Source organism: Frankia sp. CeD, assembly GCF_000732115.1.
GTDB classification, from domain to species: Bacteria; Actinomycetota; Actinomycetes; order Frankiales; family Frankiaceae; genus Frankia; species Frankia casuarinae.
In genome coordinates this window covers 122,802-141,289 of sequence record NZ_JPGU01000006.1, presented here as the reverse complement: position 1 = coordinate 141,289, position 18,488 = coordinate 122,802, and the positions used below count along the sequence as shown (strand labels likewise).

The 18,488-nt window shown below is 71.0% G+C and carries 16 protein-coding genes; 8 read left to right on the top strand and 8 right to left on the bottom strand.

Features of this window, described 5'->3' with window-relative positions:
* Nucleotides 1–28: 28 nt before the first annotated feature.
* From CED_RS06485 to recR, 3 genes are all read left to right on the top strand, one after another.
* Nucleotides 29–2,467 (top strand): DNA polymerase III subunit gamma and tau, encoded by a 2,439-nt coding sequence (locus CED_RS06485; protein WP_035909174.1) that lies wholly within the window; start codon nucleotides 29–31, stop codon nucleotides 2,465–2,467.
* A 58-nt stretch (nucleotides 2,468–2,525) separates the two neighbouring features.
* Nucleotides 2,526–3,002, top strand: coding sequence for a YbaB/EbfC family nucleoid-associated protein (locus tag CED_RS06480; RefSeq protein WP_035909171.1), 477 nt, complete (start codon nucleotides 2,526–2,528; stop codon nucleotides 3,000–3,002).
* A 15-nt stretch (nucleotides 3,003–3,017) separates the two neighbouring features.
* Nucleotides 3,018–3,617, top strand: a complete 600-nt coding sequence (recR, locus tag CED_RS06475; RefSeq protein WP_035909169.1) for a recombination mediator RecR — start codon at nucleotides 3,018–3,020, stop codon at nucleotides 3,615–3,617.
* A 107-nt stretch (nucleotides 3,618–3,724) separates the two neighbouring features.
* On the opposite strand, the gene CED_RS06470 is transcribed toward recR, so the two are convergent.
* The gene (locus CED_RS06470) at nucleotides 3,725–4,333 is read right to left on the bottom strand and encodes a hypothetical protein (protein WP_023840124.1); all 609 of its coding nucleotides are present in this window, start codon (nucleotides 4,331–4,333) and stop codon (nucleotides 3,725–3,727) included.
* A gap of 606 nt (nucleotides 4,334–4,939) precedes the next feature.
* On the opposite strand from CED_RS06470, the gene CED_RS06465 reads away from it, so the two are divergent.
* On the top strand, nucleotides 4,940–5,392 hold the full coding sequence (locus CED_RS06465) for a hypothetical protein (protein WP_035909168.1): 453 nt from the start codon (nucleotides 4,940–4,942) through the stop codon (nucleotides 5,390–5,392).
* Nucleotides 5,393–5,537: 145 nt separating this feature from the next.
* On the opposite strand, the gene CED_RS06460 is transcribed toward CED_RS06465, so the two are convergent.
* On the bottom strand, nucleotides 5,538–6,536 hold the full coding sequence (locus CED_RS06460; RefSeq protein ID WP_035909166.1) for a zinc-dependent alcohol dehydrogenase family protein: 999 nt from the start codon (nucleotides 6,534–6,536) through the stop codon (nucleotides 5,538–5,540).
* Nucleotides 6,537–6,549: 13 nt separating this feature from the next.
* Entirely contained in the window at nucleotides 6,550–7,134 is a 585-nt protein-coding gene (locus tag CED_RS06455) for a TerD family protein (RefSeq protein ID WP_011434730.1), read from the bottom strand.
* Nucleotides 7,135–7,433: 299 nt separating this feature from the next.
* Here CED_RS06455 and CED_RS06450 point away from each other — a divergent pair, with 299 nt between their 5' ends.
* Entirely contained in the window at nucleotides 7,434–8,702 is a 1,269-nt protein-coding gene (locus tag CED_RS06450) for an aspartate kinase (RefSeq protein WP_011434729.1), read from the top strand.
* Nucleotides 8,703–8,811: 109 nt separating this feature from the next.
* Nucleotides 8,812–9,891 (top strand): aspartate-semialdehyde dehydrogenase, encoded by a 1,080-nt coding sequence (locus tag CED_RS06445; protein ID WP_011434728.1) that lies wholly within the window; start codon nucleotides 8,812–8,814, stop codon nucleotides 9,889–9,891.
* A 209-nt stretch (nucleotides 9,892–10,100) separates the two neighbouring features.
* On the opposite strand, the gene CED_RS06440 is transcribed toward CED_RS06445, so the two are convergent.
* The 5 genes from CED_RS06440 to CED_RS06420 form a co-directional block, all read right to left on the bottom strand.
* The gene (locus CED_RS06440; RefSeq protein WP_009740954.1) at nucleotides 10,101–10,304 is read right to left on the bottom strand and encodes a cold-shock protein; all 204 of its coding nucleotides are present in this window, start codon (nucleotides 10,302–10,304) and stop codon (nucleotides 10,101–10,103) included.
* A gap of 406 nt (nucleotides 10,305–10,710) precedes the next feature.
* On the bottom strand, nucleotides 10,711–12,279 hold the full coding sequence (locus CED_RS06435) for a CYTH and CHAD domain-containing protein (RefSeq protein WP_035909163.1): 1,569 nt from the start codon (nucleotides 12,277–12,279) through the stop codon (nucleotides 10,711–10,713).
* Between the two features lie 186 nt (nucleotides 12,280–12,465).
* Nucleotides 12,466–13,266, bottom strand: coding sequence for a CPBP family intramembrane glutamic endopeptidase (locus CED_RS06430; protein WP_232234979.1), 801 nt, complete (start codon nucleotides 13,264–13,266; stop codon nucleotides 12,466–12,468).
* 141 nt (nucleotides 13,267–13,407) lie between these two features.
* Complete coding sequence (locus CED_RS06425) at nucleotides 13,408–14,400, bottom strand: cytochrome d ubiquinol oxidase subunit II (RefSeq protein ID WP_011434725.1); 993 nt, start codon at nucleotides 14,398–14,400, stop codon at nucleotides 13,408–13,410.
* Complete coding sequence (locus CED_RS06420; protein WP_035909160.1) at nucleotides 14,400–16,067, bottom strand: cytochrome ubiquinol oxidase subunit I; 1,668 nt, start codon at nucleotides 16,065–16,067, stop codon at nucleotides 14,400–14,402. The genes CED_RS06425 and CED_RS06420 overlap by 1 nt, the downstream gene beginning before the upstream one ends.
* A gap of 596 nt (nucleotides 16,068–16,663) precedes the next feature.
* On the opposite strand from CED_RS06420, the gene CED_RS06415 reads away from it, so the two are divergent.
* Together CED_RS06415 and CED_RS06410 are read left to right on the top strand one after the other, a co-directional pair.
* Nucleotides 16,664–17,221 (top strand): BlaI/MecI/CopY family transcriptional regulator, encoded by a 558-nt coding sequence (locus CED_RS06415; protein ID WP_023840127.1) that lies wholly within the window; start codon nucleotides 16,664–16,666, stop codon nucleotides 17,219–17,221.
* 13 nt (nucleotides 17,222–17,234) lie between these two features.
* Nucleotides 17,235–18,473: a M56 family metallopeptidase gene (locus CED_RS06410; RefSeq protein ID WP_035909159.1), complete on the top strand. Its 1,239-nt coding sequence runs from the start codon at nucleotides 17,235–17,237 to the stop codon at nucleotides 18,471–18,473.
* Nucleotides 18,474–18,488: the final 15 nt, after the last annotated feature.

Genomic DNA, 18,488 nt, shown 5'->3' with positions numbered 1-18,488 from the left:
CGTCTCGTCGAGCACGCGGAGCAGGTCAGTGAGCACAGCGTTGTACAACCGCTACCGTCCCGCGACGTTCGCTCAGGTCGTCGGCCAGGAGCACGTGACCGACGCGCTGCGCAAGGCCCTGCGCACCGGTCGGCTGCACCACGCCTATCTCTTCAGCGGCCCCCGGGGCTGCGGCAAGACCTCCTCCGCCCGGATCCTCGCCGCCTCGCTGAACTGCGTCCAGGGCCCGACCCCTGAACCCTGCGGGGTGTGCGACGAGTGCGTGGGCATCCGGACGGGCGCCTCGATGGACGTCACGGAGATCGACGCCGCGTCGCACGGTCTCGTTGACGACGCCCGTGACCTGCGCGAGCGGGCGTTCTTCGCCCCTGCGTCGGCCCGGTTCAAGGTCTTCGTGGTGGACGAGGCGCACATGGTGACCGCGGCGGCGTTCAACGCGCTGCTGAAGGTCGTCGAGGAGCCCCCGCCGTACCTCAAGTTCGTCTTCGCCACCACCGAACCGGACAAGGTCATCCCGACCATCCGGTCCCGGACGCACCACTATGCCTTCCGGCTGGTTCCGCCGGGCGTGCTGCGCGAACATCTGGCGTCGGTCTGCGCCCGGGAGGGGGTCGTCGTCGATCCAGCCGTGTTGCCGCTGATCGTGCGGGCGGGCGCCGGATCGGTTCGCGACTCGCTGTCCGTTCTCGACCAGCTGCTGGCCGGCGCGGACGACGACGGCCTGCGCTACGACCGGGCGGTGGCGCTGCTCGGCATGACCGACGGCGTCTTGCTGGACGAGACCGTCGACGCGCTGGCCGACCGCGACGGCGCGGCCCTGTTCACCGTGGTCGACAAGGTCGTCTCCGCCGGTCACGACCCGCGCCGGTTCGCGACCGATCTCCTCGACCGGTTCCGCGACCTGATCGTGATGGCGGCCGTTCCGGACGCGGACGCCCGCGGCCTGCTGGAATCCTTCTCCCCCGACCAGATCGACCGGATGCGGGCGCAGACCACCCGGATGGGCCCCGCCGAGCTGTCCCGGACGGCGGACGTCCTGCACAACGGCCTGGTCGAGATGCGGGGGACGGCGAGCCCACGGCTGATACTGGAACTGATCATGGCCCGTGCGTTGCTGCCCACGGCGTCGACCGACCCGGCCGCGCTGCTCACCCGGTTGGAGCGGCTGGAACGGCGGGCCGTGCTCGGCGGGGNAGAANCGGAGCCGGGCCCCCCGGCCCCGCTGCCGGTCGGCCGGGCTCCCGCGCCGGTCCACCCGCCCGCCGCGGACCCGGAGCCCATGCCGCTGGCAGTCCGGGCATCCGCTCGGACCGGACCGGTGTCTCGACCGGCGGCGGGCCCCCAGCCTGGTTCGCCGGGTCCCGCGTTCACGTCGGGTGATCGCCCCTCGGGCCCGGCAGGTGTTCCGGGCACGGCCGGCACGCCCGGGACCGGGCGGATCGACGCCGCCGGCCTGCGGATGCTGTGGGACGAGCTTCTCGCGCTCGCCGGCCGCCACAGCCGGAAGACGCATGCGATCCTGAAGGATCACGCGACCGTTGCCGACGTTCGGGGCGACGAGGTCGTGCTGGCCTTCGCCACCCCGACGATGGGCCGGATGTTCGGGCAGGGGAACAACGCCGAGCTGTTCTGTACGGTGCTGGCGGAGAGACTCGGCGGGACCTGGCGGGTCACCGTCGCTCCCGCGGGCGGATCTGGTCGCGGCAGCGGGCGGCCCGCAGCGGGTCCCGGTCCGGGCGGCGGTGGCTACTCCGGCCCGCCCGGTCCCTCCAAGGCCTCGGGGTTCGCCGGCTCGGGCGGAGCCCCCGGGCCCACCGGCCAGGCGGGAGCATCCCGCTCACCGGCACCAGCACCGGCGCCGGCACGGGCCGCCGGCCCGGCAGGACAATCCTCCGGCCCCTCCTGGGGCCCGCGGCTGGATCCGCCCGTCGGCGCCGAGAACCGCGCCGTCTCGCCGGGATCCCCCCGAGCCATGCCCGGCCAGATGCGCGGACCGGCGGGGNTGTCCCCCGACACCGGGAACGGCTACGGCGGCTCCACCGACGGAACCGAAGGCGGCACGACAGACCCCGGCCGCGGCCCGGACGGCTACGGCGACCCCCGCGAACACGGCGACCCCCGCGAACACGGCGACCCCCGCGAACACGGCGACTCCCACGGCGCCGGGCACGGTTCCACCGGCCCGGGCCCCGGCCCCGAGGGCGGCCCCGGCCCCGAGGGCGACAGGCCCTGGTCCGCCACGGGCCGGGACGGCTCGTCGCCCGGACCGGCGAACGGGGTCGCCGCCGCTGCCAGCGCACCTCCCGCCGGGGACGAGCCGGGTCCGCGGCGCGAGGACGAGCCGTCCCTCGACGACGAGGCCGTCCCGTCCGGTCCCGGCGGGGCCCGCGGGGGCGAGGAGGCCGCCGTGTCCCTGCTACGGAGCGGACTGGGTGCCACGATCATCGAACAGATCTCGTCCGGCTGATCTCGTCCGGCTGAAGGAACAGATCTCGTCCGGTTGAAGGAGACGTAGGCTCATCGACATGTCTAACCCACAGAACCGCGCCGGGAGTGGGGCCTCCGCCGGGGGCGGGGCGCTGGGGCAGCTCTTCGAACAGGCGCANAAGATGCAGGCCGCGATCCTCGCCACCCAGGAGGACCTCGCCACCGCCCGGGTGGACGGGACGGCCGGCGGCGGCCTGGTCCGCGCCACCGTCAACGGCGGCGGGGAACTGGTCGATCTGACGATCAGCCCCGAGGCGGTCGACCCCGAGGACACTGAGACGCTCGCGGATCTGATCCTCGCGGCGGTCCGTGACGCGACCACGAATGCCCACAAGCTCGCCGCCGACCGGATGGACGCGATCACCGGTGGCCTCGGCGCGGGCGGCCCGGCAGGTCCGGGTGGCGCCGACGGACTCGGTGGACTCGGTGGACTCGGTGGACTCGGTGGCCTGCTGTCCGGTGGCGGCCTCGGAGGCCCGCTTCCGGGTGGCCCGGGCCTTCCCGGGCTCGGCTGACAACCGGCGGCACCGGTGTACGAGGGCATCGTCCAGGATCTGATCGACGAGCTCGGGCGGCTGCCCGGCATCGGTCCCAAAAGTGCCCAGCGGATCGCGTTTCATCTGCTGGCCGCCGACCCCGTGGACGTCCGCAGGCTGGCCACCGCCCTGACCGAGGTCAAGGAGAAGGTCCAGTTCTGTCGGAGTTGCTTCAACGTGGCGCAGTCGGAACTGTGTCGGATCTGCTCCGATCCCNGCCGCGATCCGAGCTCGATCTGTGTGGTCGAGGAACCCAAGGACGTCGTGGCGATCGAACGCACCCGCGAGTTCCGGGGGCGGTACCACGTGCTCGGGGGCGCGATCAATCCCATCGGCGGTGTCGGTCCCGACGACCTGCACATCCGGGAACTCGTCGCCCGCCTGGCGGACGGCACGGTGACCGAACTGATCCTCGCCACCGATCCGAATACCGAGGGTGAGGTCACCGCATCCTNCCTGGCCCGGCAGATCGCTCCGATGGGCCTGAAGGTCACCCGCCTCGCCAGCGGCCTGCCCATGGGCGGTGACCTCGAATGGGCGGACGAAGTGACCCTGGGACGCGCCTTCGAGGGACGCCGCGTCGTCAGCGCCTGACACCCCGGCCTGCTGTCACCCGGTCCCACCCCGAAGCCACCCGGCTCCACCGGTCCGCCACCGGGTCCGCCGGTCCGCCACCGGGTCCGCCGGGGCCGCTGCAGCCGCTAGAACCCCAGGATGGGGGCATAAGCCGAGCTGGGAATCGAGGCCAGGGCCAGCAGGACCACGCTGACGTCAAGGTGGTCGGCCTCGGCACTGAACACGGCGTGTAATCCTCTGGTGCGGTAGATCCGTACCTCGGGATCCCGGACGACCTGTACTCCGAAGACGTTCGTCGCCCGTAGCCACCAGACCCGCCCGGCCGCCCGGACCCTGACCTGACGGGCGTCCCGGCGCAGCCCGGTCGTGAGCCGGGCGAGTCGGGTGGCCGGCAGGCAGGGCTGATCCAGATAGCCGATGATGTCCCGGTCGGAGCCGTGCACCACCAGCCGGACCGGCCGGGCCGCCGAACCCGGCTCGACGAGGTCGGCCTCCGCCGCGATCTCCCGGTCCCGCGGATACATCTCGGCCGCCCAGATCCCCTCACCGTGCAGGACCCGTTTACCCTGCGGGCCAGCCCCCGGATGGCCGCGGGGCACCATGCCGCCGATGATCCGCCCGGCCCCTTCCAGCCGCCACGCGACGGAGACGACCACCCCCGACGGCACCGGCGTGGCCAGGTCGCAGACGGCTGGTAGGTGGCACATGCGTAGATCACGGACGCGCCTATCCATCCACACCGCTCAGGTCTCCAGCGCCGCGGTGCCCCGGACCCACGCCGCCGCGGTGCCCCGGACCGCCCGGCGAACCGCCATCCTCACCGGAGGACATCCCGGTAGCTTCCCGCACCAACGCCACCCAAACCTCAAAATTGATCACTCTGAGTTATCTCCTTCACGCTACAGCAGCCCTTCATCCATGGATTGCCGCCGAGTCGCTCCGCTACGCGCCCAGATGCTACGAGGCGCGCCGATCTACCCATGATGCGCATTCGCCCGAGCATCTGCGCGGGCATTCGACGAATTCGTCGGCTCGCGCGTCGGCGTGGGAATCGGCCGGAGCATCGACGAACGCATCGAGACGGGCGGCAGCAAGAGCATCCAGAGAAAGGTGGGACGGCGTCCGCGCGCACCTTCGCGCGAGCATCGGACACCCGGATCCGATCCCGGGAGCGGTGGTACCCGCGCCCCCAAACACGGAGACCACCGGGCGACCACTGATGGTGACCACCGGAAGGCCCCACCATCACCCCGCGGTACGCATCCTCCAATCGGGACGTCAGGGTAGGGGGTACCCGGCGAACGCTCTGCCGTCCGTCTGCCACCAGGAGGTCCTGAAGCATGATCATCAGTTCACATGTCGGGGCGGGCGCTTTCGTGGGCATGGCGATCCGGCACCCGGTGTCCGCCCTCGCCGCCGGCTTCGTCTCACACCTGGTCATGGACGCGTTGCCCCACTGGGGAACGGGTCCGAACACCGAGCCGGAATGGTTGCCGATCGCACGCAAGGNCGGCGTGGCGGGACTCGCGGCCATGGCCTTGTTGACGGCGTCCGCCCCCGCCGGGCGCCGACTCGCCGTCCTCGCCGGCATGACCGGTGCCTGCCTACCGGACACCGACAAGGTGGGCCGGTACTTCGTCGGGGTGAGTCCCTGGCCGAGCCGGTTCGACCGTTTCCACGAAGCGATCCAGAACGAGGCCCGACACCGCCTGCCGCGCGAGATTGCGACGGCCGCCGTACTGACCACCGCGGGCACCCTACTCCTGCGCCGACTCGCGACCCGCGGCGACTGAACGCGGAAGCTCAGCGCGCATCCCCCGGCAAGGTCGCCAAACCTCCGGGCCCTTCCGGATCCCGGGCCCTTCCGGATNTACGAACCAGATCCGGAAGGGCCGGCATCGGCAGGAAGGCCCGGCACCGACAGGACAGGCAAAACGGTCAGGGCAGCAGCACGGCCGCGCCGGTGACCCGGTNGGCGGCGAGGTCGGCGAGGGCCCGGTCGGCCGCGGACAGCGGGTAGGGCGACACGGTCACCGCGAGCCGGTGCTCGGCGGCGATCGCCAGGAACTCCTCACCGTCGGCGCGAGTGTTGGCGGTCGTGCTGCGTACGGACCGTTCCTGGAACAGATGGTCGGAGTAAACGAGCGGCGGGATGTCGCTGAGGTGGATGCCCGCGATGGACAGCGTGCCGCCACGGTCGAGCGCGGCGAGCGCCACCGGCACCAGGTCACCCACCGGGGCGAAGAGCACGGCCGCGTCCAGCGGCTCGGGCGGTGCGGCATACGCCTCGCCCGCCGAGGCGGCGCCGAGTTCCAGAGCAAGCTCGCGGGCCCGCGCCGAGCGCGTCATCACGTGGACGGTGGCGCCCTGTGCGATCGCCACCTGGGCGGCGAGATGGGCGGACGCGCCGAACCCGTAGATGCCGAGCCTCCCGCCGGGCGGCAGCTCCGCCCGGCGCAGCGCCCGGTAGCCGACGATGCCGGCGCACAGCAGCGGGGCAAGCTCCGCATCGCTGTAGCCGTCGGGCAGCCGGTAGGCATAGTCGGCGCGCACGCAGGCGTACTCGGCGTATCCGCCGTCGACATCCCATCCGGTGTAGGTCGAGGCCGGGCAGAGGTTCTCCGCTCCGCGCCGACAGTACCCGCAGGTCCCGTCGGTCGAGGCCAGCCAGGCGATGCCCAGCCGGTCCCCGGTGCGCACGCCGCTCACCCCCTCGCCAACCGCGTCGACCCGTCCGACGACCTCATGTCCGGGCACGGTGCGCGGTCGGTGCGGCGGGAGATCACCCTCGGCGAGGNGCAGATCGGTACGGCAGACTCCGCAGGCGTCGACGTGGACCCGAACCTGGCCCGGCCCTGGCCGGGGCACGGGCAGCTCGGCCGGGCGCAGCGGGCGGGTGCTCATCGGCCCGGGAGCGACTACTTGCCAGGCACGCATCCGCTCGGGTAGCTCAGATGTTGACGCCATGATCACGAGCCAGACCACCAAGGTCATTGTGGCCCTGGCCGACGGCGCGGAACTTCCAGTCGGCGCCGTTGCGGTAGACCTCACCGAAGATGACGACGGTTTCGGTGGAGTAGTCCTCGGACAAATCGTAGCGGACCAGCTCGTTTCCGCCCTGGTCGACCACGCGGATGTAGGCGTTGCGCACCTGGCCGAAGTTCTGGTTCCGGTTCACCGCGTCGTAGATGGAAACCGGAACGATAATCCGGTCAATGTCGACTGGAACCAGTGCAAGGTTGATGATAACGGACTCGTCGTCCCCCTCTCCCTGTCCGGTCAGGTTGTCACCGGTGAGCGTGATCGCCCCCTCGGGGGACGCGAGGTTGTTGAAGAAGACGAAGTAGCCGTCGTTGAGGACCTTGCCGTCCGCCCGGACGCCGATGGCAGAGGCGTCCAGGTCGAAATCGGTCCCGGTGGTTGTGCGGGCGTCCCATCCGAGCCCGACGTTCAACGCGGTGAGCTGGGGGGTGCCGGCCTCGGCGGCCTGCTTCGTGAGGCTGACGTTGCCGCCCTTGGCAAGGCTGACTGCCATTGAGGATCGTCCTTCCTGAGCTGGTCCTCGGCGTCGGGGACCATCGCGTGGACCGCGTGCGTCGCAGTCGGTCATACGGGTGAGCCGGTCGTACGGGTGAGTCGGTCATACGGGTGAGCCGGTCGTGCGGATGTCATCACCCTGGCACACCGGAAGGAATACGCCCAGCACCCCGTCGCCGGGGCGACATCGTCCCGGCGGCGGAAAAGGGACACCGGACCAGATCCGGGCAAGGCCGCCGAGCAAGGGCGACGGGCGGCCGCGCTCGGTCAGCGGCCGCGCTCGGTAACCTGGCTGCCATGGCGCTCTTGGTCGCGAAGTTCGGTGGGTCCTCCGTTGCCGACGCGGACCGCATCAAACGAGTCGCTGAGCGAATCGTGGAGAACCGGCGGGCCGGCAACGACGTCGTCGTGGTGGTCAGCGCGATGGGTGACACCACCGACGAACTTCTCGATCTGGCCGAACAGGTCTCGCCGCTTCCGCCCGCCCGGGAGCTCGACATGCTGCTCACCGCCGGTGAGCGAATCTCGATGGCGCTGCTGGCCATGGCGATCACCACCCTCGGCGCCGAAGCCCGCTCGTTCACCGGCTCCCAGGCCGGAGTCATCACCGACTCGGTGCACGGCAAGGCGCGCATCATCGACGTTACCCCCGGGCGGATCCGCGCCGCCCTGGACTCCGGCGCCATCGCGATCGTCGCGGGCTTCCAGGGTGTGAGCCAGGACACGAAGGACATCACCACGCTCGGTCGAGGCGGCTCGGACACGACCGCGGTGGCGCTCGCTGCCGCGCTGGGAGCAGACGCCTGCGAGATCTACACCGATGTAGACGGCGTGTTCACCGCCGACCCGCGCATCGTCCCCGACGCCCGCCGCATCGACACGATCTCTTATGAGGAGATGCTGGAGATGGCGGCGTGCGGCGCGAAGGTCCTCATGCTGAGGTGCGTCGAGTACGCCCGCCGTTACAGCGTCCCCGTGCATGTCCGATCGTCCTTCTCTGCGAAGCCGGGCACGTGGGTCACCGAGATTCCGGAGGAACAGCTCGTGGAACAGGCCATCATCCGTGGGGTCGCGCACGACCTCAGCGAGGCGAAGGTGACGGTCGTCGGATGCCCGGACAAGCCCGGGGTGGCGGCGGCGGTGTTCCGGGCCGTGGCGGACACCGACGTCAACCTGGACATGATCGTTCAGGTCGGCTCGGTCGCCGGGTCGGGGCGGACGGATATCTCGTTCACCCTGCCCAAGGCGGATGGACGTACCGCGCTCACCGCGCTCACGAAGGTCCAAAGCGAGATCGGCTTCGAGCGCACCCTCTACGACGACCACATCGGCAAGCTGTCGCTGATCGGCGCGGGGATGAAGTCGCACCCGGGGGTGTCCGCCCGGTTCTTCGGCTCCCTCGCCGACGCGGGGGTCAACGTCGAGATCATCTCCACCTCTGAGATTCGCATCTCAGTAGTGGTGCGCGACACCGACCTCCCGCTCGCCGTGCGGGCCGTGCACGGCGCCTTCGACCTGGGTGACCCGAACGGCGGGGCGATCGTGTACGCGGGAACCGGACGATGACGTTGGCGACGTCGTGGGTCCTCGAGACGGCGGCACACCGCGGCAGCTGGACACGCCGCGGCAGCTGGACACGCCGCGGCGGCACAGTGGCGAATCAGGAGGATGGATCGTGACGAGCAACGAGGCGGGCCGGCGACCGACGCTCGCAGTGGTGGGGGCGACCGGCGCGGTCGGCACGGTGATGCTGTCGCTGCTCGACGAACGCCCCGGCATCTGGGGAGAGATCCGGCCGATCGCCTCGGCCCGATCCGCGGGACGGACGGTACGGGTGCGCGGCGCGGACGTCGTCGTCCAGGCCCTGGCACCGGAGGTCTTCGACGGCGTGGACGTGGCCGTGTTCGACGTTCCCGACGAGGTCTCCGCCCGGTGGGCACCGGTAGCGGCGGCCCACGGCGCGGTCGCGGTCGACAACTCCGGCGCGTTCCGGATGGACGCCGACGTGCCGCTGGTCGTGCCGGAGGTGAACGCCGACCAGATCCCCACGCGGCCGCGGGGCATCATCGCGAACCCGAACTGCACCACCCTGTCGATGATCGTTGCGGTCGGCGCTCTGCACCGGGCGTTTGGGCTGGAGTCGATGTTCGCGGCCTCCTACCAGGCCGCGAGCGGCGCCGGGCAGGCCGGCATCGACGCCCTCTACGACCAGCTCACCGTCGTCGGTGGCACCCGCGAGCTGGGGCGGACCGCCGGTGACGTGCGTAAGGCCATCGGTGAGGACGGCCTCGGCCCCTTCCCGGCGCCGCTGGCGCTCAACGTCGTGCCCTGGGCCGGTTCACTGAAGGACGGCGGCTGGTCCTCGGAAGAGTTCAAGGTCCGCAACGAGTCCCGCAAGATCCTGGGTATCCCGGATCTGCGGGTGTCGGCTACCTGTGTGCGGGTGCCGGTCATCACCACGCACGCGGTCGCGGTGCACGCCCGCTTCACCCGGCCGGTGACCGCGGACGAGGCGCGCACGGTGCTGCTGAACGCTCCCGGCGTCGCCGTCGTCGACGATCCGTCAGCCGGCGAGTTCCCGACCCCGGCCGACGTCGTCGGAACGGACCCGACCTGGGTCGGCCGAATCCGGCAGTCGCCGGACGACCCGCACGAGGTCGCGCTGTTCCTCTGCGGGGACAACCTGCGCAAGGGCGCCGCGTTGAACACCCTGCAGATCGCCGAACTTCTCGTGCAGGATTGGCTGTACCTTTAATCAGGCGTTAAGCTTTTGGCCGCGAACCACGCCATCCGGGAACCGATGAACGCCCCGCGCTTTCCGGCCCGAGAAAACGATCGAGATCAGCCGGAAAAAACATACCTTCCACCGAACTGTCGGATATCGAACTGATCGAGAAGTCGAGAAGCGGTCAGCCCGCCCCAGGAGGACCCTTGGGCGGGCTGACCGTTGAAGTCTCTCGTGGCTCAGACGACGCGGACGGCGTCGGCCTGCGGACCCTTCTGACCCTGGGTCACCTGGAACTCGACCCGCTGGCCCTCCTCAAGTGCCTTGTAACCGTCCATCTGAATCGCGCTGTAGTGAACGAAGACGTCGGAACCGCCGCCGTCCACGGAGATGAAGCCGAAGCCCTTCTCCGAGTTGAACCACTTCACCGTGCCCTGAGCCACGTGCCGTTCTCCCTGCTGGTGCAGTCAGGACCCGCACCGCGCGGGCCCCGGGCCGAACATCAGGAAGCTGCAAGAGCCCCTGACGTTGTTCCGCCGCGCCTCGGTTGAGACGCGAACCGCCGAACTCCGGCCAGGGACGACGCTACACGGACGGAGGCCTTCGCGGGAGTCCTCCGGGCAAGGAAGTCCACTTCATACCCCGGTCACAGAACAACGCAGCAGGTCCGGCCGCCGGCAGCTCCACCCGTCCCGTCCCGCAATCCGTCGAGCTGACAGGGATTTCCCGAGCGCGCCGACCCGTGGCGGATGGTCGTGCGCCCGATGGCCCGGATGTGGCGCACGAATGGGTGACGCGGAGGAGGTAATCGGTCAGACCACGGCAGAGCCCACCCGGCACGGCCTCAGGTCAGCGGATCCAGCGACGGTGCCGGGCTGCCGAGATCGCGGGCCACGCATCGAAGAAGTCTCGTTCCGCCATGCGTGCCCGGCACTCCTCCAGGCCCAGCAGGACACCCAGAGTAAACGCGGTGGGGGCGCCCTGGGCCTGCGCTGCCGTCCCCCAGTCCCCCAGCAGCCTGCGCGCGATGGTGGCGTCCTGATGGGTTCCGAGCAGCTCCTGCGCGATCTGGGCCTGCTCGACCAGCCGCGCCGCGTCATTCCCGTACAGCGGTGCGACGGCTTCCGCCGCGTNCCGTAACCGCTTGGCCTGCTTGCGGGCGGAATGCAGCAGTTCGTCCCGTTCCGAGCCGGCCTTCAGGGCGCTCGCGGCACGGACCTTCTTCGCCAGCTTCCGGTCGGCGCCGAGCAGCAGATCGGGGAGGGCCTTGCCGGCCGGACGGGCCGCCGCGGGGGTGAGCGGGCCCCGCAGTAGGGTGAGCAGGTTGGAGACGAGCGCGAAGTACCGGTCACTGCGCAACATGGCCAACGCCTCCGCCCGGCCGTTGGCCGTGCCGGCGCCGAGGTGCGCGGTGACCGTCTTGCGCACGGGCCCCGCGACCAGCTCGGTGGGCAGCTCCGCCAGGCGGGTCTCGAAATAGGCGGCCTGGACCTCGGCGTCGCGGGCGCCGGAGAGCGCGCCGGCGAGGTCCCGCAGCTCGCCGTCCAGGAAGAGCGCTCTCTCGGGCGGGAACAGCGGCGCGAACGTCCGCAGGGTGCTGCGGGCCCGACGGCAGGCGACGCGCATCTTGTGGACCGCCTCGGGCTCGTCGAGCCGCACCCGCGGATCGGCCGCGAGCAGGGCACGTGCCTGTTCGATCAGGTAGGCCCGTACCACCTCGCCCGCCGGCGTCCCGCGTCGTGGCTTGCGCGGCGGCGAAGGAACGTCCGGCCCGGGGCCGGCGGCCAGCGCCTCACCCAGGACCCGCGCGAGCTTCGAGGAGTCCGCCGCCGGGGTGGCGCCCGCGGCCGTGAGCAGACCGGCGNCCTCGTCGAGCNCCTCGGGCCCGCCGTTGACGAGTTCGACCTCGATCTCCCGCCAGCTGCTCAGTACCGTCGTCTCCCCCAGGGTCTGCGCGGAGACCTGGTCATCGACGACCTCGGCCAGGTCGACTCCGACCGTGTCCCGCAGTCGGCGCGCTGTCCGCAGTGTCCGCAGCCTGGCGACCGGCCGCGGCTCGGCGCCGCGCAGATGGACCGACACCAGATCGACGAACTCCGCGGGAGGGCTGTACCGCGGGCCCTCCGCCCCCACGCCCACGCCCACGCCCGCGTCGAGCGGGAGCTGGAGCTCGTCCCGCTCCCCCACCCGGACGGGCAGCTTGAGGTGCCATCCGGCGTCCGCCCCACCGGTCCGACGCCGTATCGTGATCTTGTTACGGGCCAATCGGAGATCGTCGCTGTCGTAGTAGACGGCCTCCAGGCTGACGGTCTTGCGGGTGCGCGCGGTGGCGACGCCCGCAACCTCCCCCAACTTCGGGAGCACAAAGGTCGGTTCGACCGAGAACTTGCGCTCGATCTCGCGGATTCCGTTGACCATCGGTCCTCCCCGACCAGCCGTACCGCGGCAGGCACTCGACGGCTATGCCTTCCGGCGCCCCATGGCCTTCCGGCGCCCCGAACCCGCCGACGTTGACGTCCTCGAACGATCCACCGCCTCCGCGATACACCGTTGAGATACGCATCGTATGCCCATCAGACGATCTCTATTTCCCCACCCGTAACCTTAGCGCGGCGCCGGGATCCAGGAGATCTTTCCGACCAACGCTACGTATCCGACGAACGCGACGGTGTCGATGAGTGCGTGGGCGATGACGAGCGGCAGCACCCGGCCGGTCCGCTGGAACATCCGGCCGAACAGCAGGCCCATCGCGAGGTTACCGGTGAACCCACCGAGCCCCTGGTAGAGGTGATAGGAACCGCGGAGCAGGGCGCTGGCCGCCAGCGCCCGGTTGGCCGCGACACCAAGTTCACGCAGCCGCACCAGCAGGTACCCGGTGACGATGACCTCCTCGGCGAGGCCGTTCTGCGCCGCGCTGAGGACCAGGACCGGTACACGCCACCACACGTCCGGCAGGCCCGAGGGCGCGACGGTGAGGTTCGCCCCGCTGTGCCACGCCAGCAGGTAGAGGCCCAGGCCGAGCCCGCCGACCCCGGCCGCGATCGCCGCTCCCCGGCCGGCGTCGCGACCGGTGTGCCGACCGTCCAGGCCGATCGCCCGCGGTCCGCCTCCGTGCCTCGTCAGCAGGTATACGGCGAGCAGCGCTGGCACCAGCCCGGTGACCAGGTCGGCGAGTTGGAGCGCAAGGTCGAGCCAAGGCCGTCCCGGCGCCGCCGAGGTGTTCAGCCGGGCCACCTGGGAACGGACGGGGCCCGGCCGGGTCAGCACCCCGACGTAGCGGATGACCGCGAACAGCGCCGAGGTGGCGAAGGAGACCCCGAGCACGAGCCAGACCTCGACGACGAGCTGCCGGCGGGTGAGCGACTCACCCGCGATGACCGGCGCCTGAGCGGGGGCAGAGGTCACGCGATGACCGTAGCCCACCGCCGCGGCGGGCCGGCCCGATCACTGCACCGGCCCGATCACTGCACCAGCCCGATCACTGCACCAGCCCGATCACTGCACCGGCCCGATCACTGCACCGGCCCGATCACTGCACCGGCCCGATCACTCCGCCGGTTCCGGCCGGGAGAACAGCCGGAACAGCATCATCAGGGACGGCACAAGCACCACCAGACCGCCGGCGATGGCGAACAGCATGGCCCGGATGTTCGTCGTCGGCGCCGCGGCCGTGTCCACCGTGGCCTGCCCGACCACCAGGTCCGGGTACTGGGCCACCGCCCAGCCCCAGAGCATCGCGCCGACGGCGAGACCGGCCGCGATGCGGGCGGCACCGAACTGCTCGCGCCAGAGCGCGACGAGGGCGCCGATCCCGCCGAGGGTGGACAGGGCTACCAGGGGAAGCGAGCGGTCCCTGAACCGGCCGGCGACCTGCGGGGCGTCCGCCCACAGCAGGGGCAGCAGGATCGCGGCGAGTGCACCGCAGAGCACGGCGCCGCCGATGGCCCGCCGGCGGAAGTCGGCCACCAGGTGCGCGGTGGCCGGGGAAGAGGCGGCGTCCCGGCAGAGGTAGACGGCGGCGAGGAAGGCCGTCGCGGCGACCGCGAAGGCCCCGCAGACGAGCCCGAACGGGCTGCGCACCGGCGCGAACGGGTCGTCGGTCGACAGATCACCGCTGGCCAGAGCCGCACCGGCCACCCCGAGCGCGAACGGGGCGATCGTCGAGGAGACCGCGAAGACGTGCCCCCACCAGTGGTCGGGACCGGCCCCACCCGCCCCGTAGGACCGGTACACGTACGCGGCGCCACGCAGCACGATGCCGACGAGGGCCACGGACAGCGGCACCTCCAGAGAGGAGCCGATCACCCCGTAGGCCTCGGGAAACCCGCTGAACATCGCCACCACGATGAAGATCAGCCAGACATGGTTGGCCTCCCACACCGGGCCGAGTGACGCCGAGATCAGTTTCCGCTGGTCGCCGGCGTGCCGTCCGCGTGCCAGTAGGTCCCACACCCCGCCACCAAAGTCCGCGCCACCGAGCAGCGCGTAGGCGGTGAGCCCTACCACCATGATGATCAGAAGGAGGTCAGCGCTGGTCATCAGTCTTCTCCCCGCCCGCCGAAACCGGTGGTGCCGTCGGATCCCGTTCCCGTTGTCTCACCCGGGTGCGCCGAACCGCGGGATCCCTCGGGACCGCCGCCGGTGCGCCGCCTGCCGGCCACCGGCGGTTCGACCGGCAGTTCGACCGGCAGTTCGACCGGCGGTTCAACCGCCGGTTCAACCGCCGCCGGTTCAACCGCCGCCGGTTCGGGTCGCGGCTTCGGGATGGATGGCGAATCGGAATCGGTTGTCCGTCCGGGCCTGGCCGGGCTCGCCTGCCCCGCGCCGTGGACGGCCGTGCGGTGGACGCCCGCGGCGGGCCGCCCGGACCGGATCTCCGCGACGGCCGGGCCGCCGGTGGCCATCCGGCGCAGGATGAGGATCAGCGCACCCGCGAGCCCCAGGTACAAGACCAGGGAGCCGGCGAACATCGGCGCGACCCCGTCGGCGCCCGTCACCGCGTCGTGAACCCGCATGTGACCGCCCACGATCCACGGTTGACGACCACCCTCGGTGACCTCCCAGCCGGCCATCATCGACAGCGCGGACGCCGGTCCCGTGGCCGCCGCGGCGAACAGCCACGGCCGTCCGGTGGGCAGCAGCGTCTTCTCGCCGCGACGGCGCCGGCGGACGACGGCGGCACCAGTCAGAGCGGACAGTCCGATCAGCGCGGAACCGAACCCGACCATCGTCGCGAACGACCCGTGCACCAGCAGGCCGTTCGGGCGCTCGTCCGGCGGCGCGGCGTCCAGACCGGTGATCACGTGATCTGTACTGAATCCCTCCATCAGCGAGAGCAGACCGGGGATCTCCAGCCCGTAGCGGACCTCGCCGCTCTTGTCGTCGTAGAACCCGCCGAGGGTCAGCGGCGCGTGCGACCTGGTGTGGTAAAGCCCTTCCATCGCGGCCAGCTTGAACGGCTGGTTGGCCCCGGCGATCCGGGCCGCCCAGTCCCCCACGATCAGCTGAAGCGGCGCACAGACCANCNCCNCCGCCAGGCCGATCCGCAGCCCGCGCTGGTGGTAGGCGTCCCGGCGACCGCGCAGCATGCCGACCGCGTAAATGCTGGAGACGGCCCCGCCGGTGCACATCAGCGCGGCCAGCAGCATGTGGACCACCTGGGGCGGAGTCCCCGGGCTCAGAAAGGGCGCGAACGGCTCGGCGGCGACGACCTTGCCGTTCACCTCGGTGATCCCCCGTGGCACGTTCATCCAGGCGTTCACCGTGATGATGAACAACGTCGACAGGGTGCCGGAGATCGCGATCGGCCATAGCGTGAGCCAGTGCGCGCGCGGCGACAAGCGCTTCCAGCCGTACAGGTACATCCCGACAAAGATCGCCTNGGTGAAGAACGCGAAGCCCTCCAGGGAGAACGACAGTCCGAGCGCACTGCCGTACTTCGACATGAACGCGGGCCAGAGCAGGCCGAACTCGAACGAGAGCACCGTTCCCGAGACGGCCCCGACCGCGAACAGCACGGCGAATGCCCGCGACCACTTCTTCGTGAGCGCCAGCCAGGTCTCGTCACCGGTCCGCACCCAACGCCCCTCGGTGTAGATCAGCAGCCACGGCATGCCGACCCCGAACACGGCGAAACAGATGTGAAACGCGAGGGAGAACGCTGTCTGGGCGCGGGCAAGGTCGACGGCATCAGCGGCGAGAACCATGCGCACAGCTCCTTCGGTGGGCCGCGAGGGGAAAAATCGGCCGAGAGCCAACCGATCCTCTACGAGGCATAGAGGTTTCTACGGTATGTAGCCAATTCTCCTGGCGACGAGCAAAGCGCAGTGAGCTCGATGACATGGTCAAGACCGACGGCACTACCGACGGCGCTGTCGAGACGTGCGCCACGGTCGACGGCACGGGGCGGGACCGAAAGATACCTCCATTGCGGCCGTCATCCTGTTTGATGGATAGCCCGTTCGATGGATAGCCCGTTCGATGGATAGCCCGTTCGATGGATAGCCCGTTCGGCGGATAGCCCGTTCGGCGGATAGATAGTCCCCTAAGTCATGAAGATGTTTCCTTGTAAAGGAATTCGGGCCGCGTGAACGGCGGCGGATCAGTCAGCCGGCGGGTTCGCACTGGTCCGGAGCCGGGCGCCGATCGGGAGCCGGGAGGCAGATCGGGGGCTGGAAGGCCGGTTCCTCCCCGGTTCCTCCCCGACGGCCGGCACCGTTGCCGCGTGGCTGTGACGCAACAGGCCTCAACGAAGCACCCCGTTCGGTTCCACGAATGTTCTACGCCACGTAGGATTGGCACCATGGCGCGCCTGGGTGACCTCGAACGGTCGGTCATGGACGTGTTGTGGGCGAGCGACGACTGGCTGACCGCCCGCGAGGTCGCCGGCCGTCTCCAGCATGAACGCGATCTCGCGTACACCACCGTGCTGACCGTGCTCGAACGGTTGGAACGGAAGGGATTCGTGCGGCGTCAGCGTTCGGCGCGCGCGCATCGCTACGCGGCCAGCGACAGTCGCGAGGCCGTCGTGGCCGAGGCGATGATGGAGGCGCTCGGCACGGCGGACGATCGTGGTTCCGCCCTGGTCCGCTTCGTGGGGTCGGTGTCCGCGGAGGAGGCCGAGATCCTTCGCCGTGCCCTGGAACCCGTCGGTTCCGGGGCACCCGGCATCTTCGTGCCTGGCGGAGAGGCCCCGCGCGCCGAGGATCCGCAGGCCGAGGATCCGCACACGGAGGTCCGGCACGCCGAGGCCCGGCGCGGTCCGGCGATCGGAGACCCGCCCCGCGACGACCCGGAGCAGATCGTCACGGTAGCCACCGACCCGGATCGAACGGCCCAGATTCCGCCCGACCACCGGTAGCGTTAGCCGGGACATGACGACCGCGGCACTTCTCGCCCTGTTCGCGGGCGTGTTGGCCTGGCCGGTCCCACGCCTGCTGGCCGCCGCGCGCTGGCCCTACCGATGTCCACGGGCGGCGATCGTGCTCTGGCAGGCGGTCGGTCTGGCCGGCGGAGTGTCGGCGCTACTCGCGGCGATCGCGTTCACCGTCTCACCGCTGTCCGGCGACACCCCGACCGCCATCGTCGACCATCTCGACAACATCGCGGCCGGCGCGCCGCTGACGGGCCTGGGCCTGATCAACCTCATCGGCCTCGCTGTGGCGGCGGCCTTGGCCTCCCGGCTGTTCGGGGTGCTCGGCACCTCCAGCGCCGCCACCCTTCGCGAGCGTCACCGACACCGCGACCTGGTCGATCTGGCTGGCCGTCGGCATCGCCGGCATGAGACCTGCGTCCCGCCCGGCCATGCGTCCCATCATTCCGGCACAGCCGCGGACTCTGGTGCGGCCACCGACCCTGGCACAACCGCCGACGGCGGGGGCGCAACCGGCTGCTGCCTGTGCGAACACCGGGACCGGGCCGGCATTCTACTGCGTATCCTCGATCATCCCGTCGCGGTCGCCTACTGCGTGCCGGGGGTGCGGCACGCCCGGGTTGTGGTCTCCCGCGGGCTACTGAACACCCTCGANGCCACCGAACTGGACGCCGTGCTCGCCCACGAGGCGGCCCACGTCGCCGGTCGTCACGACCTCGTCATCCAGCCGTTCGTCGCGTGGGAGCGGACCTTCCCGTTCCTGGACCCGGCCAGGGAGGCGACCGCGGCCGTCTCGCTCCTCGTCGAGATGCTCGCCGANGACGCGGCGGCCCGGCAGACAAGCCGCCGATCGCTCGCGCGGGCCTTGGCCCAGCTGGGCGGGGCAAGGGCACCGGTCCCCGCCGGGGCGCTGGGGATCATCGATTCTCCGGCCGCTGTGCTGCCCGCACTCGGCTCCCACGAGCCTACGGCGGTCGGCGTCCGCGATTCCNGCCCNCCCNGCCCGGGCAACCCAGACGCCGGCGGGCCAGACCCCGGCGATGCGGCGCCCGGCGATGCGGCGCCCGGCCAGACACGACCGGTCGGCGGCGGCCCCCGGCGCGGCACGGCCAATCCGGTCATCTCGCGGATCACCCGGCTCCTCGACCCGCCGGAAGTGCCATGGTGGATGCCGCCGTGCGCCTACTTCGGGGCGATCATCGTGCTCGCCGCGCCCCCGCTTATTCTCCTAGTCGGCTGAGTGGAAGGCGATAAT